Here is a 17,521-nt window from a genome sequence, read left to right as displayed (position 1 = left end):
TCATTCTGAAAAATACATAAAAATAAATGTTGTCCATAGTTTTAACCTATGACCAGTCCATTTTTTGATTGGAAAATTACTTTTCTATTCCCCGTACATGCTTTCTTACTTTCTCTTTTATCCCATAAATATCCTGTCCGTCACTGCCGCATTCATTATAGCGTCCTCTTGATTCCAGAATTCTCTTCGGATACTGCATTTTCTCTTCTCCCTGCAGGTTTTTCCAGACAAATCTGCCCCGGTCATAAATCATATAGCTATGCCAGCTTTCTTCTTTGGGAATGGAAACAGAACCGGGATTCATATAGATAAAATCTTCATGTTCCGTGCATTTTGGGACATGGGTATGTCCGCATAACAGGATATCTCCCTTATGAAGCGGCGGCAGATTCTCTTCATTATAATGGTGGCCGTGGGTTGCATAAATCAGCCTTTCCTCATCCGCCACCACGCAATAATCAGAAAGTATCGGAAATTCCAATACCATCTGGTCTACCTCCGTATCGCAGTTTCCACGCACACAGAGAATATCCTGCTTATGCTCATTTAATAATGCAATTACTTTCTTCGGCGCATATTCTTTTGGCAGGTCATTTCTTGGTCCATGATATAAAATATCTCCCAGCAACAGCAGCCGGTCTGCCTTTTCCCTCTTATATGCCATAAGTAACTCGTTACAATAATATGCCGAGCCGTGAATATCCGATGCTATCATCCATTTCATACGCTTTGTTCTCCTGTAATATATTTCTTTAATGCCTCAAGGTAGGTTTCCCCTAACCGGCTTATCATTCCCTTCCGGTGGGTCACATATCCGATTCTCATATCACCTTCATCTGCCAGCGGCACTGCGATAATATCTTCGCCATTTAATTTCTGGTCAATGATTCCGCTGCACACCGTATAACCATTTAAACCAATCAGAAGATTAAATAAGGTTGCCCGGTCACTGACGCGGATATTTTTCTTCCGCTCAAAAGAGGAGAAAATTTCTTCCGAGAAATAAAAGGAATTGTGTTCCCCCTGCTCATAGGAAAGATACGGATAATCTGCCAGTTCTTCATTGGTTATGATTTTCTTCTTTGCCAGCGGATGATGCCTGCTGATGAAAACATGGGGTTCTGCCACAAATAACAGACGAAATTCCAAATCGGAGGATTTCAATATTTTCATAATCACTTTTTCATTGAAATCATTTAAGAAAAGGATTCCGATTTCACTTCTCATTTGCGCTACATCTTCGATTAACTTATAGGTCTGGGTCTCCCGCAGGCTGAAATCATATTCCTCCTGCCCGTATTTTTTTACCAGATCTACAAAGGCATTTACCGCAAAAGAGTAATGCTGGGTTGATACGCAAAACTGCTTTTTTCCGCCACCGTTTTTCTTATATTTATCCTCTAAGATGATGGTCTGCTCCAATACCTGCCTTGCATATCCTAAGAATTCTTCCCCTTCCCTGGAAATAAAGATTCCCTTATTCGTCCGATTAAAAATGGTAATGTCCATCTCCTTTTCCAGCTCATGGATGGCGTTGGTAAGGCTGGGCTGGGAAATGTATAATTTCTTCGCCGCCTCCGTGATGGTTCCGGTATCTGCCACGGTTGTAATATAGCGTAACTGCTGAAGTGTCATATGCTCACCTGCTTTCTAAAATGACTTTTCTTAACTGACGCGCCGCCTCATTTAAAGGATGCTGACTGTCGTATACCATACAGATATTTCTTTTTGGAATCGTCTCCGAAAGAGAAATCTGTACGATTTCATGTTTTTCGATGGCCTCTCTTGCCATCGGTTCCGGGATGAAAGCCAGACCAAGCTCACTCTTTACCAGTGGCAGTATCTGATCTGTGGTTGCTGTCTCTGTATCCGGCTCCAGTGCCAGCCCATAAGACAAAAACAGCTTATTATAAAACTGAAATGTCATGGTTTCTTTTCCCAGACAGATTAACGGATAATCTTTTAAATCCTTTAGGGAAAGCTCCTGACTGCCCAGTGCGGTAAATGTTGTTCCACCCACCAGTACCTCCCGGAATGTCCGCAGATTAACTTTTTTTAGTGGCTGCTCTACTTCTGCCGGTGCAGACACTACTGCAAAATCTATCTGTCCGCTCTTTACTGCCTCAATTGCCTGAGGTGTTGAATGATTATAAATTTTCAACCGGATTCCCGGATATTTCATATGGAAATCTTTCAGCTTATCCAAAAGAAATATGTTAAGGGCAGTCTCGCTGGCTCCAATGGAAATGCTTCCATGGGCAAGACCGCTGCTGTCTGCCAGTTCCTCTTCTGCCGCCCAAAGATGCGACATGGCTGCCGACACATGGGTATACAGCTTCTCCCCTTCCGGTGTCAGCTGTACCCCACGGTTCGTCCTGACAAAAAGCGTACAGTGAAGCTGCTGCTCCAGTCCGTTCATTGCCCTTGTGATATTAGGCTGACTGTTGCCAAGGGCATTGGCAGCCCTGGTAAAATTACTGTATTTTGCCACATAATAAAAAATCTTATAATATTCAAAATTTATATCCATACATTTTCACCATATCAATTTATTATTTCTGCTATATCAATTATAGCTTTTACTTATTCCCAATGCAATAGTATAATCAAGCCGAAATTAAGGGAAACAACCCCTTTACATTTCTCCACCCAAACCCTACAAAGAGCTGCCACCGGCAGCTCTTTACGAATGCTATAAAGCAGAAAGGAAGCGCATATTTTCTATGAAAAATTCAACATTTTTCCCTCGTGAAGAAAGAGCAGACGTTTTATTTGAAAAGATTTTGCATGACCCATGGGCCTGCGAAAAGCTTCAGGAAACTTTTTGCAATTATTTATTCTGTAATGATGAATTTGATTCTTCTCTTTCTTCACAGGATTTTTCAGAAGCTCTTTTTGATGCTTATCAAAATAAAGATTTATCGGCATTTCTTATGGCTATCTGCCAGAATACCCTATTCGATTTACTGAGGAATTCCTATTTGATTCCCTACCGTTTCAACGCAGATGGAAAAGAAAATCCGATAATTATGACCGATGATACCGGCAGACTTCTGCCAAAGTATTGTGGCGATATTCACAATAAGGATTATCAGCATTTTCTTGAGAGCTACCGCGATTTAGGGGAACCAAAGAATATGTATTTTGCCCAGGCATACCGGTACAGCCACGCTTATACCGGTGAAGATACCATTGGACAGCTTGTCTTAGAACGCAGCCATGGGGTGCTTCTCATCCGGGAGCTTCCGGATACCATAAAGCAGAAGGAGACTGAAGCGGAAGCCTACTCTGCAATCTTCGACCTTGTACTGAAATTAGAGAAAGAGCTTCCAATGGCATTTGTCTTCTACGGACAGGATTCTCTTATGGAACATGATGAAAAATATGATGAAATCGGCATTTTCCTTCCAAATTCCATTTTTTTAAAGAATCTGGAACGGCATATTGCCAAAGCTGAGGCGATTATTTATGAATAAGAGTGCATCTTCCACTACTTCATATATTGATATTATGGAAAAAAATCATATGGAAATACCCTGGCATGATTATGCCAGTGATGACAGCAACGTACTAATTGCCCAGGCGGGACTGATTGAAAAAGCCTCGGTCATCGGACGTGTGGGATTAATCATGTTATCCTGTGGAACCGGAGCCTGGCGTGTCCGTACTTCCATGAATAAGCTGTCAAAGGAACTGGGAGTTACCTGTACGGTAGATGTAGGTCTTATGTCCATCGAATTTAACTGCTTTGATGGAAAGGACTGTGTCTCCCAGTCCTTAAGCATCGCCAATACCGGCGTCAACACCTCCAAACTTTACCGCATGGAACAATTCGTAGAAAGCTTTCCAAAGGAAGAAGCCCATTTAACCGGCGAGGAAATCCATAAGCGGCTGGATGAAATCGAAAAAATCCACGCCCTTTATTCTCCCGCCAAACTGGGACTTGCGGCAGCCTTAGCCTGCTGCGCATTTACTTTTCTTCTGGGTGGAGGCCCTGTGGAAATGATTCTGGCATTTATTGCAGCCGGTATCGGAAATGTCATCCGAACCAAATTAATCAAACATCATTTTACGCTGTTTTTAAATATTGCGGTCTCTATTTCCGCCGCCTGCCTTATGTATGCCATCTGCTTAAAGGCTGCCGAAATTTTTTTCCATGTTCCGGCAGTCCATGAAGCCGGATACATCTGCTCCATGTTGTTTATTATCCCGGGCTTTCCATTTATCACAAGCGGCATTGACCTTGCGAAACTGGATCTTCGTTCCGGACTGGAGCGGCTGACCTATTCCATCATCATTGTTCTTGTGGCTACCATGTTTGCCTGGATTATGGCAATGCTGCTTAGACTTCAGCCTCAGGACTTTACCTCTGTAAATCTCAGTGATGTTTCACGGCTGGTTCTGCGGTTAATTGCAAGCTTCTGCGGCGTATTTGGATTCTCTATTATGTTTAACAGTTCCATTCCCATGGCAGCTACTGCTGCACTGATTGGCTCCGTTGCCAATACCTTACGTCTGGAACTGGTTGACTTTACCGGAATTCCAGCCGTTGCTGCTGCCTTTATCGGTTCACTGACCGCCGGTCTGCTGGCATCCTTTATTAAGAAAAACAATGGATATCCGCGAATCTCTTTAACCGTACCTTCCATTGTAATTATGGTTCCGGGACTATATCTTTACCGCGCCTTCTATAACTTTGGCATTATGTCCTTAACGGAAGCGGTTTCCTGGTTCTCCATTGCCATAATGATTATTATCGCCCTGCCGCTGGGACTTATTTTTGCAAGAATACTTACCGACCGGACTTTCCGGTACTGCACCTGATAAATTTTATACGCTTAAAATTTTTTATTTTATACATGATTACAGAAAGGAAGAATCGATATGCTTACAGCCGTAACAGGAATTAACTGGGGAGACGAAGGAAAAGGACGTGTCATTGATCTGCTTGCAGAACATGCAGATGTCGTTGTCCGTTATCAGGGTGGCAACAATGCCGGTCATACCGTTGTAACCAAACAGGAAAAATTTGTCTTAAATCTTCTGCCGTCCGGCATTCTGCATCCCAATGTGGTATGCGTACTGGGGGATGGAATGGTCATTGATTTAGAGCACCTCACCCATGAAATTGAAGATATCGAAAGCCGCGGTATTTCTATTACCCCGGAACATTTAAAACTTTCCAAACGCGCCACCATCTCCATGCCATGGCACAGGATTCAGGATGAACTGGAAGAAACACGTCTTGAGAAATCCGGTGCTGCCTTCGGCTCCACCCGCCGCGGCATTGCTTACGCATACAGCGATAAATACCGGAAGAAAACACTGCGTCTTGGTGATTTGCTTCATTTAAAAGAAGAAAATGTCCAGGTTCGGATAAAAACCATGTTGGAATCCAAAAATCTGGAACTGGCAGGCAGTTATCATCAGGAGCCGATGTCTTATCCGGCATTGCTGTCCTGGTGTGAAAAACAGGCTTCCCTTTTTGCACCTTATATCTGCGATACCGGAAGCTTCTTGGAAAATGCTCTTGCCAGCCATAAAAAGGTGGTTTTGGAAGCCCAGCTTGGAGCCATGCGTGATATCGATTATGGTATTTTCCCTTACACTTCAAGTTCCTCCACCATTTCCGCCTATGGTCCGATTGGAGCCGGTATCCCGGGTGAATCCCTAGACCATGTTGTGGGTGTCCTAAAAGCATATTCCACCTGTGTGGGAGCCGGACCTTTCGTAGCAGAAAGAGCCATGTCCGAAGACTGGTGCAACATCCTTCGTAAATTTGGAAATGAATACGGTGCTGCCACCGGCCGTCCACGTAGAGTCGGACCTTTTGATGCCGTTGCCAGCCGTTATGGATTGAAATGCCAGCATGCAGATAAAATTGCCTTAACGAAGCTTGATGTTTTAAGCTCCCTGACAGAAATCCCTGTCATTACTGCTTATGAAAGAAATCATAAGACCACAACCGCCTTCGACCCTACCGAAAATATCGATAGCTTCTCTCCGGTTGTAACAATGCTTCCGGGCTGGAAACAGGATATTTCTGCCTGCCGCAAATATGAAGATTTACCGGAAAATGCCAGATTATACATTGAAACATTAGAACGCCTTTTAGACTGCGATATCCAGTTTATTTCCACTGGTGCAGAACGAAATGAATACATGATAAAGGGGGAATGGCTTTGAGACACCTAATCAGTCCACTGGACCTTACGGAAGAAGAAACAACCCGTATTCTGGATCTTGCAGACCGGATTGGTACCCACAAAGAGGCTTATGCCCACCTTGCAGAAGGGAAACAGCTTGCTACACTCTTTTATGAGCCAAGCACCAGAACCCGACTGTCCTTTGAATCCGCCATGTTAAGTCTTGGTGGTCAGACACTGGGATTTGCCGGTGCGGAACAGTCCAGTGCTACCAAAGGAGAAACCGTTGCCGATACCGTCCGGGTAGTAAGCTGCTACGCAGATATTATTGCCATGCGTCATCCAAAAGAAGGTGCACCGCTCTGCGCCTCTATGTATGCAACCATTCCGGTCATTAATGCCGGTGACGGCGGACACTATCACCCAACCCAGACCCTGATTGACTTATTAACCATACGCCAGCGCAAGGGACGGCTTGACCACCTGACAGTAGGCTTCTGTGGTGATTTAAAATTCGGAAGAACCGTTCATTCCCTGGTAAACAGTCTGGTACGCTATCCGGGTAACGAATTCTATTTCATTTCTCCGGAAGAACTCCGCATTCCGGACTATATGATTGAAAGAACCTTAAAGACTTCCCACAGCACCTATCGGGAAGTCTCTAACTTAGAGGAAACACTTCCAAAGCTGGATGTTCTCTATATGACCCGTGTCCAAAAAGAGCGTTTCTTCAACGAGGAAGACTATATCCGGTTAAAAGATACCTACATTTTAAATAAAGAAAAATTAGAACTGGCTCCTTCCGATATGCCGGTTTTACATCCGCTTCCACGAGTCGATGAAATCTCTGTTGATGTGGATTCCGACCCGCGCGCCGCTTATTTCCAACAGGTACAGAACGGAAAATATGTCCGTATGGCACTGATTTTAGCCCTGTTAGAAATCACGGACCCGCTAACCGGAGAAAAGGTTCTCTAATGTTCCAGTAATTTAATCCGTTTTCTCTATTTTCATTCCGAAACGTTTTAAATCTACTTTTCCGTCCACTACTTCTATACCGTCTGCCATCAGGCGGCGTGCCTGTTCATTCTCGCCGCCAAAGGCAAAGGATCCGGAAAGCTCTCCTTTTGCATTTACCACCCGGTAACATGGTATGTTTTCCGGGTCTTTATTCTTATGCAGGGCATTTCCCACAGCTCTTGACATCCGCTTGTTTCCGGCAAGCTCCGCCACCTGTCCATAGGTTGCCACCTGTCCTCTCGGAATTTTCTTTACTGCTTCATAAATCCGTCTGGTAGGGCTGTCCGTTACTAAATCATAGCTTTCTGCTATCATGCGGCAGATATCTTTATCCGGGATTGTGCCATCCACGATTATGGTATTCCAGTGTTCCTTATTCTGATGATACCCCGGAATGACCGCAGGATAGGCACTCCGCCAGAAATCTCTCCACTGAGGGTCTGCTTTTACGTTCAGATTGAGAAATCCATCCCGCATATAAGTCCAGAGAAATGCCTTTTTGCTTGCCCCTATGCGCACCAGCTGCCAGTTCCGGTCATGGAACGGTGCCTCCTGATAGGTGTCCGGGAAAGACAGTCCGTATGCTAATATTTCTTCTCTTGTTTTCATGCTCCACTCTATGCTTTTGTCCATATACAATCCCTTGTAATCTCTGCCAGGCTGTGTACGCCACACATTTTCATGGTATCTTCTAATTCGGTTCCTATCCTGGCAACATAAGACGCTACGCCTTCCCTGCCGCCACCGTAAACCGCTGTCACAAACGGTCTTGCGATAATTACCGCATCTGCACCTAAGGCAATTGCCTTAAATACATCCGTTCCACAGCGGATTCCGCCGTCTACGAGAATTTTCATGGAGCCTTTCACTGCATCCGCAATCCCGCCTAAGACTTCTGCTGTTGCCGGGCACTGGTCTAATACCCTGCCACCGTGGTTCGATACCACAATTCCGGCAGCCCCGGCTTCTTTTGCCTTTAAAGCTCCTTTTACAGTCATAATTCCTTTTACAATAAACGGAACTCCGACAAACTCTGCCACTTCCCGCAGTTCTTCCACGGTCTTGCTGCCTGCCGGCGGCTCCAAATTCTTAAGAAATGGCAAGCCTGCTGCATCTACATCCATGGCTACCGCAAAGGCTTTCGCTTCGTGCACCAGTGCCATTTTTTCTTTGATGATTTCAAGATTCCATGGCTTTACCGTCGGAATTCCAAGTCCCTGTTCTTTGGCAATTGCCTTTGTAGCTGCCACCATGACATTACTGTCTGTACCATCCCCGGTAAAGGCTGCAATTCCGCATTCCGCACAGGACGATACCAGAATATCATTATAGGAAATGTCATTGAGACAGTCTCCGTAATGCAGATTCACCGCTCCTACCGGGCCTGCAAAGAACGGATATTTAAACTCTTTTCCAAATAATTTCAGCGAAGTATCCACCGGAGCATTTTCTGCAATAGTGTCCATCTGCACACGAATCTCTTTCCATTTATCATAATTACGCATGGCAGTATCGCCGATTCCCTTTGCACCGGGTCCCGGCATCTGATTCCGGCAGGCGCGTCCATTGCATTCTACACACGCCTTGCAATAATTTCCAATTCTTCCTCTTGCCTGTTCGATACATTCTGCATAATTCAATCTTCTTTCCTTCTTTCCACTCTTTTTCTTCTCTGACGTTTCCTTATCCACATATCTATCTGCTGCCAAGCACAATCTGTATCAGATTCTTATCCAGCATTATGGTACGGTTCCACGGATTTAAAATGACTCCTTCGATTCCCTCTGCCTGCAATGCTCCTTGAAAAAGCTTTTCTATATCAGCTAAGAATGTGGATTTCACACTTCCGCCGCCTTTTAATTCTTCTTCAAAGCTGCTGAAGGCTGCCCACCAGGTCTTACCATCTGTCTCAATCGCCTGTAGCAGCATCTGGCTTCCACCCTTCGGTGGTTCCACTGCCACAATCACCTGACCGCCTTCCTGCATCCGCCGGCGGATTACCGTCAGTGTATGGGCTAACTGCTCCGGTGTTGCCTCCTGCTGCAAGCCGGCAATCGCCTGTTCGATTTTTTCATTTCCTATCAGTCCCTCATCTATCTTTTCCTTTGCCATATGTGTATTCCTTTCTGCCGGGGCTATTTTTTACTGCTTAGCACATTTCCAGCAGTGCCCTCTCGAAAATCAAAGATTTTCCCTGACTGGCACTGCTCATTATAACACACTTTTGCTGGAAATAGTGGCATCTTAAAGCTATCTGTATTATAATAGCATGGTATTTCATTTTAGGATTAGGAGATTAGACAACATGACACCAGCTAAAACCAGAAGTTCCAACATTGAATTATTGCGTATTCTGGCTATGTTTATGATTATTATTTTTCATATTTCTGACCACTGCGTGAAGGTACAGTTAACAGACACTGCTTCCATGCTGCGTATGAATAACGGACTGTTCTGTGAACCTGTTTTTTATAAGAAGCTCCTGCTTCTTTCCACCTTTGCTCCAATGGGAAAAATCGGAAATGTTATTTTCATTACGATTTCCGGATACTTTATGGTTTCAAAGGGAAATGGAATTAATCTTGCCAAAATTTCCAAGAAATTGCTGTTACAGCTTGGTTTTGCCGCAGTTTCCCTGACACTGGTATCTTCCTTCTGGTACCGTATGACTGACGGTGTCTTTTTAAAACTGGTCAACATCAATAAATTTAACAGTATGTCCTGGTTTGTGGGCTACTATTTCTTCATTATGGTAATCGCTTACCTCTTTTTAAACAAGTTTCTGGCAAAACTGGACAAGCAGAAATATTTTACCTTTCTGATTGTCTTATTTGCATTTATCCAGTTCCGCTGGACCGGAAGTATGGCAAATTCCCTGGCTAACGGACTCCGGACACTGCTGACCGGTATTTTCTTATATGCCTTGGGCGGTTTTATCCACCTTTACAATCCATTTGGAAAAATCAGAACTTATTGCCTCTATCTGATTATTGCAGTTTCCTTCCTGTTTATTTACATTTCTGCTTATAATGTAACACAGACCAATATTCAGACTTACTTTTTAAATGAAAGCAAAGACATTTTTATCCAGAAGATTCCTTCCTTTTCAGACTATAGCATTATTCCGATTCTTGTGGGACTTTCTCTGTTTGAAATCTTCCGGCGCATCCATATTCCATGCAGCCGCATGATTAATTTTGTGGGAGCTTCCACTTTTATGGTTTATCTTTTACATGATAATGCCTTCGCTTACAGTCTCTGGAATACACAGGACTGGATTACCCTGCTCTATGAGCATCCATATATTTACCTGTTTAAGCATCTGCGCTGGGCAGCTGCCACTTTCCTCATCGGCATCCTTTTCTATATTATTTACCTGTGTCTCGGAAAAGCCCTCAGTAAATGCAGATGGCTGGTGATGAAAGAATAATCTTCCTTATATCTGTTGCATAATTCTTCCTCTTATGCCATGATAGAATTGGTTTAAAAAAATACACGGGAGAAAAAAGAAAATGGAAGAATTTAAAAAGGATTTATTGAAAGTCTGTGGGAAAAACACCGCTGCACTGATTATTTTCTTTGTATTAGGTGGCGTTTTCCTTGCCTTCGGTCTTCTGATGTGGATTACTGCTTATGATCCGTTTGACGCACAGACCGATGGTTACGCAACAATGGAAGTTACTTATGTAATGGGGCCATTTGCGGAGCTTACTTCTGATGGAAAAGATCACACAGAATTCTATATTGCAGAGGATTCTGAAGGTTACTGGAGTATCATTGCTACCAAGGGAGAAACTTCCCTTCCGGTCTATGGTGTAGACGTAGATGACACTGTTCTCGACAGCTTACCTGCTCACACGATCCGGGGAAAAAGCACCAGCATGCCTCCTCAGGCAGCTCATTATCTGGTGGATTATCTTTCTGATACCGGACTGGACATTACTACTTACAACTATGACGAGTACTTTGGTGACCATTATCTGGATACCACACACACAGCCGTTGAAAACAGCATTGTACTCTATGTGATTGCTGCCGTATTTACAGTTCTTGGTATTATTATTTTTTCAGCAGGCGGCAACAAGAAAAAGGCCGTTAAGAAAAAGATTGCTCTCTTAGAACAGAATGGCGGTCTGCAGCGGATTTACTCTGATTTTGCCAACAGCCCACGCATTTTTTCACCAAAGCTTGGCGTTGCTGTTTCCAATCATTTCATATTGGATTACAACAATACAAAGGAAGGCTTCTATGTCACTCCTTTAGACGATATTACGAACGTTTTCAAATGTAACATGTTAAATGGTGACCCGACAACAACCAGCTATATTGCACTGGAAACTGCAGATGGTAAACGTACTCTGGTTGCCGCTCACAGTGGAAAAAGCAAAGATTTTGATCAGGTTCTTAATCAGTTAAAAGCAAATATTCATCAGGGAGGTGTTATGACATGGTAATTATCTACGGTACAAGAACAGTTTTTAAACGGGAAGGCCCGGTTGGCACTTCTGTCTGCCCAAACTGCCGGCATAATGTCATGCATACCCTTTGCAGACAGTTAAATCAGGCAACCCTTTTCTATATTCCGATTTTCGGCCACCAGAAACAGCGTGGCATTATGTGCGAAAGCTGCGGTATGATTACACCGGTCAGTGCACAGGAATACCGGGAACGGAAACAGGTTGCAAAGATGTATTATTAAACAATGTCTTATTGATATAACGTCAGCTCTTGCGGACATCTGGCAACACAAAACCGCCACATACACAGGCAATACGCACATCTGATGATGGCTTTGTCTTATGTATGTGGCGGTATTTTAATACTTACTTCTTCTTAGAATACTACGACTAAAAGCATTTTAAACTGCTCTTTTCCATATACGGCATGTGAATGTCCTGCCGGCATTACGATGGACTGTCCTTCCGTCAATTGGAATTTTTCACCATCAATGGTTACTTCTCCAACTCCATCCAGACAGGTTACAAAGGCATCTCCGCCGGAAGCGTGTGTGCTGATTTCCTCGCCCTTTGCAAAGGAAAATAAGGTTATGCTTACTGCATCATTCTGTGCCAGTGTCTTACTTACAATCTGTCCATCCTGATATGCTACTTCTTCTTTTAAATTTAAAACTTCTTTCTTGGAAATATTTTTTAATAAATCTGCCATTTTTGTGCTCCTTATCTTTTCTTTATCTGATTTGTATAAACCTTTTCGGTGGGTTTATCCATATTGTAGCAGATAACGGAGTGACTGACTGTTGGATTTCCAACATTTATGCAAAGAATTTATTTCAATAGGAAATCTCTTATTTTTTATAGTACATTCTTGCTTCATACGGACGAAGCACGGAAGAATCCTCTGTCTCTTTATAGTTGGAAATAAGAAGCTCCATATCCTCTGTCTCTTCCGTCAAAGGCATTTTCACGGTATTGCCGTAGAAATTGCAGACAACAAGCAGTGTCTCATCCGCATTTTTACGCTCATATGCAAAGATATTTTCATCCTCTGCTAACAGTAATTTGAAGCTGCCGTCCACCAAAACAGGATACTCTTTTCTAAAGCTTACCAGCTTCCGGTAGCAGTTGAAAATGGAATCCGGGTCATCTACCTGGCTCTTGGCATTGATGGTTTTATAGTTGTCATTTACTTTTATCCAAGGTGTGCCTGTTGTAAATCCGGCATTTTCCGTATCATCCCACTGCATTGGTGTTCTGGCATTATCACGTCCCTTGGCATAAATGGAATTCATAACATCTTCCTTATCATAGCCTGCTGCGATACGCTCCTTGTATACATTCTGGATTTCAACATCCCGGTAATCTTCAATATTGTAGCGGACATTTGTCATACCAAGCTCTTCGCCCTCAAAAATGTATGGAGTTCCCTGCATTCCATGTAATAAAATTGCCAGCATTTTTGCAGACTCTACCCGGTACTCCTTATCATTCCCCCAGCGGGAAACGATACGCGGCAAATCGTGATTATCCCAGAAAAGGCTGTTCCAGCCACAGTTATAAAGCTCTGTCTGCCAGAGGTTCATAATCTGTTTTAATTTCAAGAATGGCAGCGGTGCCAGATCCCATTTATCCTTGCCTTCCTGCTGATCCAGCCCGATATGTTCAAACTGGAATACCATGGAAAATTCACTTCCATCCGGATTGCTGTAAAGCTTTGCCCGCTCCGGGTCTGCGCCCCAGGCTTCTCCTACAGTAATCAAATCTCCCTTCTGGAAAGTTTCTTTGCTCATTTCACGGAAATATTCATGAAGTCTTGGGCCGTTGATGGTAATTTTCTTATCCGGCTCTTTTGCAATCTGGTCGATTACGTCCAGTCGGAAGCCGCCAACACCTTTTTCCATCCACCATAAAATCATGTCATATATTTCTTTTCGCACCTGCGGATTTTCCCAGTTCAAATCCGGCTGTTCCGGCAAAAACTGATGGAAATAATACTGCTTTATTTCCGGTACCCATTCCCATGCACTTCCACCGAAAACGGCTTTCATATCGTTTGGCTCTACGCCTTCTTCCCCATCTCTCCACACATAGTAATCATGATATGGGTTGTCCTTACTCTTCTTTGCTTCCTCAAACCATCTGTGTTTATTGGAGGTATGATTTAAAACCAGATCCATAATGATGCGGATGTTGTATTTCTTTGCTTCTTTAATTAAAGCTTCCATATCTTCCACACTGCCGAACATCGGGTCAATATCCTGATAATCAGAAATGTCATAGCCATTGTCCGCCTGCGGGGATTTGCAGACCGGTGATAACCAGATTGCGTCAATTCCAAGCTTTCCAAGGTACTCCAGCCGCTCCATAATTCCTCTTAAATCACCGACTCCGTCTCCATTACTATCCTGAAAACTTTTTGGGTAAATCTGATATACTACTGCACTTTGCCACCATTTCTTTTCTGTTACGTTATTACTCATTTTGTCCTCCTAAACTTTCTTTACTTATTTTATCTGCTTGCTGCTTCCCTAATGCGGGCAACTAAAAACACCAAGGAGAAAACAACCCTGTGCGATTGCATTTCAGCCATTGTTTATGCATTATAAATACTCTTCTAAAATTTCCGTATTCATTACTTCAAATTTATTTTCTTTCCATTGCATTTTTATCTTAACTGCTGCAGTCTGTCTGTCTAAAAACGCTTCATATAAAAATATATCATCTCCATCCACTGCTATTTTCCATGCTTTTGAAGAACTCAATATCCTTTCTCCAACTTTTAAGTCTTTATAACAACTATCAAATTCTTCTCTTTGATTTTCAGGTAGAACATATTCCTCTTCCAATCCCAATTCAGGACAGGTAACAAGAATTGTATTTTCCTGCTCCGCCTTTTCAATATAAATATCATATCCTGCAGAATATCGCATTCTGGTTTGCTTTCCCGGCAGATTCATTCTTGTGTACTCACTGCCATCTTTTCTCCAGATTGCAATTTCACTTCCACTCTGTATCCATGTATTTCCTGTATGCTCTCCACAAAAGACGATCTCATTTTTCCCGTCTCCGGTAATATCCGCTCCCCATACTTCAAGACCGAGAAATGTATCATCAAATGCTCCCAATTCAAGGTGGTCACCATTTCCAAAGCAAATCGTATATACTTTCTTATTATCATTTCTGAAATACTGGAAAATACGATCTGTTTTTCCATCTCCATCGTAATCCTGATTTTTATAGCCTTCCTCAAATAATTTTACATTATCAAGATACCCTTCATACTCAGAAAGTGCTTCATCATAGCCGATATTTATTTTTTCATCTTTTGTATTGGCAATTTTTCTGTCAATTAACGAGTCATACTCCGTACTTATTTCATTCTTTTCCGAATCATCCAGTTCATCATCATAAGGAAACTTATCATTTTTACATGCAGTCAACATGATACACATCACTAAAAATATACCAATATTTTTCTTCATAGCAGCCCCAATTTTTCAAATGCATCATACAATCCATTCTGATCCACATCCCCGGTGACATAATCTGCCATAGCCTTTATCTCGTCTCCACCGCTTCCCATGGCAACACCATAGCCACAGTATTCTAACATAGGAATATCCACTTTGGCATCCCCAAAAGCTATGGTATCTGCCACATCTGCATGAAGATATTCTAACAGATGCGCAATGGCATTGCCCTTGGTGATATTTTTTACACCCAAATCTCCAAATAATGCAATTTCGCCGGCTCCGCCCCAGGTTCCAGCCTGCAAATCCGAAAATTCGGTCACGGCATCTTTATAATCCTGATACTGATTTAAGATAAAGCTTACTTTATTTACATCATCCCGGTACAGCTCTCCATCAAAAATCATTTCCGGAAATGCATCCCGTACCTTTATTTTATCTGCGCCCTCTTTGCCTTTCCGCCTGGAATATTCCTGAATCACAGGTTCTCCAGCCTCTTCAAATCCGGCACTTGCAAACAGTCCTGCATTACTTTCCAGATAAAATTCCAGTCCGCGCTCCTTTAACCAGTCCACAATATGGCGGCACTGCTCCGGCGTAATCATCTGGTGCATAACCACATGTCCATGATCTTCCACATAACTTCCGTTTCCGCCTATCATTCCATCCAGTCCGATTTTCCAGATATTCTCATAGACTTCTGCTTTACTTCTTCCTGTGCAGATATACACTCTGTGTCCGTTTTCTCTTGCCTTCCGCACCGCAAGAACTGCTGATTCCGGCAAATGATTTTCATAATCCACCAAGGTTCCGTCAACATCCAGAAAAATGATTTTTCCCATACTGCCCGTCCTCCTACTCCTTTTCTTCTATCCTACCTGTATTTTTTGAAGAAATCAACATTTTCTTCTAATGTATTTAAATCAATTGGTCGATAAAGTTATTACATGGATGGCATTTTATTTCAAGGGATTGATTGAGATAAAGTGTCTTTATTTTTTTCTGATGATTGCAAAAATGTATGGATTGTAAATTTATCAGGATTTCGAAGTGCATATTACTTTATCTGATGTAAAATGCCAGCAGTTCTTAGATGCATGTTTTTCTTGCTGTCAGACTGTCTTTCCGTTGCTTTGACACAATCGCAGGACTGTTCGTCGGGTACGGATGCGGATAAAGCCTGCAAGGGGCACTAAGAATTTCGGCAGGATAATCTTTCATCTGGCAACCGGCGCAAATTCACATCCGTGTTCATATGCGCCTCGCCGGCACGTCCCTGTGCCGGCGTTGCCTGTTGTCAGACGAAATTCCAAGTGCCCCTAACAGTCCTTAAGATGCATCCGCACTTCGACGAACAGTCCTGTGATTTGTCAAACATTGGAAAGACCGGCTTAATAAACAAAAGAAAAACATGCATCTTAGAACTACGGTATTTTATAGCGAAAGCAATATGCACTTCGAATATCCTGATTATTTTTACAAATATGCTTTTGCAATCACCAGACAACAACTTCTGAAAGGAGCTCTTATGGCAATTAACTCAATATGGAACAACAACTCCCCAATGGACTACCTCGGTTTTCTGTCCACTGACCCGGATAACAATACTGAGGATAACGAATGGCTGACTCATTTTCAACAGCTTGTGCAGGAAAAGCTTTCTGAAATGAATGAGGATAAGGATTCTGCAGCTACGGTAAATCCGGCTGAAGAAATTGCAAAATGGAAAGAAAATATTTATAACAAAATGAAAAATGGTGAAACCGAAGAGAGCTTTCAAATCGGTGGTCAGTCTTTCAGCATGAAGGAATGGGACAAGCTGTTAGACTCCTTTGATAAAGCGGAAGAAGCTTTACAGGAAGCTATTGAAGAGGAAGAAGAAGTTAAGGATAAGGAAATGGCAGAGACAGCAAAGAAAAGCATTGTAAATGATACACCAGCCCAGCCTCTTATCGATATGCTTTTATCCGATACCCTTAAGGTTACGTTTCCGACAGATGCCACAAATGAATCTGATGAAGATGCAGAAGATGTATTTTATATGGTTGCCATGGATGAAAAAGGTATCCGCTGCATCAAAAATGGGTCTGATACTTACGAATGGGAAATTGAATTTGAAGACGATTCCCAGTATGAGGCTGCCCGTGATTTCTTAGGCTGGGCTTCTCCACGAATGGACAATCTTTTATTTGCAGCCCATGACAATTTCTGGATGGATTATCTGAACGGTGACCTTGATGTAGATGCTTTTAAAGACTTCTTAGTGGGCACCAATAACGGCATTCCAAACTATGGCATTGGTGATGAGGAAAATATGTACATTGACGAGGCGAAGATTCAGTGGACAAAATATATGAATCCTCTGGGTGCCCACTTTGGTACCCCGGAAGAATTATTTCCAATCCCGGAATTATAGATTAAATACAAT

The 17,521-nt window shown here is 42.7% G+C and carries 17 protein-coding genes and 1 pseudogene; 8 read left to right on the top strand and 10 right to left on the bottom strand.

From position 1 onward, the window contains the following. Nucleotides 1-205: 205 nt before the first annotated feature. The 3 genes and pseudogenes from yfcE to DXB43_RS10415 form a co-directional block, all read right to left on the bottom strand. Nucleotides 206-724 (bottom strand): annotated as a pseudogene (gene yfcE / locus DXB43_RS10425) (phosphodiesterase); the annotation flags it as partial. After that, entirely contained in the window at nucleotides 721-1,635 is a 915-nt protein-coding gene (locus DXB43_RS10420; RefSeq protein WP_117947515.1) for a LysR family transcriptional regulator, read from the bottom strand. The gene DXB43_RS10420 and the pseudogene yfcE, both read right to left, overlap by 4 nt. Before the next feature lie 4 nt (nucleotides 1,636-1,639). Next, nucleotides 1,640-2,530 (bottom strand): LysR family transcriptional regulator, encoded by an 891-nt coding sequence (locus DXB43_RS10415; protein ID WP_117697877.1) that lies wholly within the window; start codon nucleotides 2,528-2,530, stop codon nucleotides 1,640-1,642. Nucleotides 2,531-2,723: 193 nt separating this feature from the next. Between DXB43_RS10415 and DXB43_RS10410 the strand changes: the two genes are divergently transcribed. Genes DXB43_RS10410 through pyrB form a run of 4 tightly spaced genes read left to right on the top strand, consistent with a single transcriptional unit; the run spans nucleotide 2,724 to nucleotide 7,124 of the window. Next, nucleotides 2,724-3,476 carry a DUF4866 domain-containing protein gene (locus tag DXB43_RS10410; protein WP_117947514.1) on the top strand — a complete coding sequence of 251 codons (753 nt, stop codon included), beginning with the start codon at nucleotides 2,724-2,726 and terminating at the stop codon, nucleotides 3,474-3,476. After that, nucleotides 3,469-4,824: a threonine/serine ThrE exporter family protein gene (locus DXB43_RS10405; protein WP_117947513.1), complete on the top strand. Its 1,356-nt coding sequence runs from the start codon at nucleotides 3,469-3,471 to the stop codon at nucleotides 4,822-4,824. The genes DXB43_RS10410 and DXB43_RS10405 overlap by 8 nt, the downstream gene beginning before the upstream one ends. 60 nt (nucleotides 4,825-4,884) lie before the next feature. Then, on the top strand, nucleotides 4,885-6,186 hold the full coding sequence (locus tag DXB43_RS10400; protein WP_117947512.1) for an adenylosuccinate synthase: 1,302 nt from the start codon (nucleotides 4,885-4,887) through the stop codon (nucleotides 6,184-6,186). After that, nucleotides 6,183-7,124, top strand: coding sequence for an aspartate carbamoyltransferase (pyrB, locus tag DXB43_RS10395; RefSeq protein WP_330416187.1), 942 nt, complete (start codon nucleotides 6,183-6,185; stop codon nucleotides 7,122-7,124). The genes DXB43_RS10400 and pyrB overlap by 4 nt, the downstream gene beginning before the upstream one ends. Before the next feature lie 12 nt (nucleotides 7,125-7,136). On the opposite strand, the gene DXB43_RS10390 is transcribed toward pyrB, so the two are convergent. Genes DXB43_RS10390 through DXB43_RS10380 form a run of 3 tightly spaced genes read right to left on the bottom strand, consistent with a single transcriptional unit; the run spans nucleotide 7,137 to nucleotide 9,278 of the window. Next, a complete protein-coding gene (locus DXB43_RS10390) occupies nucleotides 7,137-7,775 on the bottom strand; it encodes a methylated-DNA--[protein]-cysteine S-methyltransferase (protein WP_117947536.1) in 639 nt (212 codons plus the stop codon). 8 nt (nucleotides 7,776-7,783) lie between these two features. After that, nucleotides 7,784-8,806 carry an alpha-hydroxy-acid oxidizing protein gene (locus DXB43_RS10385; RefSeq protein ID WP_117947535.1) on the bottom strand — a complete coding sequence of 341 codons (1,023 nt, stop codon included), beginning with the start codon at nucleotides 8,804-8,806 and terminating at the stop codon, nucleotides 7,784-7,786. 55 nt (nucleotides 8,807-8,861) lie between these two features. Beyond that, entirely contained in the window at nucleotides 8,862-9,278 is a 417-nt protein-coding gene (locus DXB43_RS10380; RefSeq protein ID WP_022242721.1) for an SseB family protein, read from the bottom strand. Between the two features lie 193 nt (nucleotides 9,279-9,471). On the opposite strand from DXB43_RS10380, the gene DXB43_RS10375 reads away from it, so the two are divergent. The 3 genes from DXB43_RS10375 (at nucleotide 9,472) to DXB43_RS10365 (ending at nucleotide 11,865) form a co-directional block, all read left to right on the top strand. Next, nucleotides 9,472-10,596: an acyltransferase family protein gene (locus DXB43_RS10375; RefSeq protein WP_158561577.1), complete on the top strand. Its 1,125-nt coding sequence runs from the start codon at nucleotides 9,472-9,474 to the stop codon at nucleotides 10,594-10,596. 82 nt (nucleotides 10,597-10,678) lie between these two features. Then, the gene (locus tag DXB43_RS10370; protein ID WP_022242723.1) at nucleotides 10,679-11,620 is read left to right on the top strand and encodes a DUF6709 family protein; all 942 of its coding nucleotides are present in this window, start codon (nucleotides 10,679-10,681) and stop codon (nucleotides 11,618-11,620) included. After that, complete coding sequence (locus tag DXB43_RS10365) at nucleotides 11,614-11,865, top strand: zinc-ribbon domain-containing protein (RefSeq protein WP_117947510.1); 252 nt, start codon at nucleotides 11,614-11,616, stop codon at nucleotides 11,863-11,865. The genes DXB43_RS10370 and DXB43_RS10365 overlap by 7 nt, the downstream gene beginning before the upstream one ends. Before the next feature lie 134 nt (nucleotides 11,866-11,999). Here DXB43_RS10365 and DXB43_RS10360 read toward each other — a convergent pair whose 3' ends face one another. The 4 genes from DXB43_RS10360 to DXB43_RS10345 all read right to left on the bottom strand — a co-directional run bounded on the left by DXB43_RS10360 (nucleotide 12,000) and on the right by DXB43_RS10345 (nucleotide 15,935). After that, complete coding sequence (locus DXB43_RS10360) at nucleotides 12,000-12,332, bottom strand: cupin domain-containing protein (protein WP_117947509.1); 333 nt, start codon at nucleotides 12,330-12,332, stop codon at nucleotides 12,000-12,002. A 139-nt stretch (nucleotides 12,333-12,471) separates the two neighbouring features. Next, a complete protein-coding gene (locus DXB43_RS10355) occupies nucleotides 12,472-14,103 on the bottom strand; it encodes a glycoside hydrolase family 13 protein (protein ID WP_117947508.1) in 1,632 nt (543 codons plus the stop codon). A gap of 120 nt (nucleotides 14,104-14,223) precedes the next feature. Beyond that, nucleotides 14,224-15,105: a hypothetical protein gene (locus DXB43_RS10350; RefSeq protein WP_117947507.1), complete on the bottom strand. Its 882-nt coding sequence runs from the start codon at nucleotides 15,103-15,105 to the stop codon at nucleotides 14,224-14,226. Further along, complete coding sequence (locus DXB43_RS10345; RefSeq protein ID WP_117697887.1) at nucleotides 15,102-15,935, bottom strand: HAD family hydrolase; 834 nt, start codon at nucleotides 15,933-15,935, stop codon at nucleotides 15,102-15,104. The genes DXB43_RS10350 and DXB43_RS10345 overlap by 4 nt, the downstream gene beginning before the upstream one ends. A 686-nt stretch (nucleotides 15,936-16,621) precedes the next feature. On the opposite strand from DXB43_RS10345, the gene DXB43_RS10340 reads away from it, so the two are divergent. Next, nucleotides 16,622-17,509, top strand: coding sequence for a hypothetical protein (locus tag DXB43_RS10340; protein ID WP_117947506.1), 888 nt, complete (start codon nucleotides 16,622-16,624; stop codon nucleotides 17,507-17,509). Nucleotides 17,510-17,521 lie beyond the last annotated feature (12 nt).

This window comes from Roseburia sp. OM04-10BH (assembly GCF_003462605.1).
In the GTDB taxonomy this organism is placed as follows: Bacteria; Bacillota; Clostridia; order Lachnospirales; family Lachnospiraceae; genus Roseburia_C; species Roseburia_C amylophila.
This window is presented reverse-complemented; position numbering and strand designations above follow the sequence as displayed.